The organism is Psychrobacter sp. TB20-MNA-CIBAN-0197 (assembly GCF_040309765.1).
Classification (GTDB): Bacteria; Pseudomonadota; Gammaproteobacteria; order Pseudomonadales; family Moraxellaceae; genus Psychrobacter; species Psychrobacter submarinus.
This window is the reverse complement of the sequence record NZ_JBEOPC010000495.1, coordinates 1-276: the sequence shown is the minus strand read 5'-3', so window position 1 is coordinate 276 and position 276 is coordinate 1. Positions and strand designations below refer to the sequence as shown.

Here is a 276-nt window from a genome sequence, read left to right as displayed (position 1 = left end):
CACAAGTAGATGCGACCCAACATACCCATCAACTAACAGGCGCTGTTCATGCGGCGGCAACCATGCAAGGGCAACACTTACATCTCTTTGAAGATGTCGGCCGTCACAATGCCCTCGACAAGCTCATTGGCTGGCAACTACGACACAAAGTAGATGTCGACTGTGTAGTGATGACCTCGCGCCTATCGATCGAGCTGGTACAAAAATCCATTCGTAGCCAAATACCTTGGTTGGTCGGTATGTCTGCACCCACTAGCACTGCCGTGTGTGTCGCAG

Annotated in this window: 1 protein-coding gene; it reads left to right on the top strand. The window is 51.8% G+C overall.

Features of this window, described 5'->3' with window-relative positions:
- Positions 1–276: formate dehydrogenase accessory sulfurtransferase FdhD (locus tag AAEY83_RS14655; RefSeq protein WP_351060011.1), on the top strand; the 276-nt coding region annotated here is incomplete at both ends.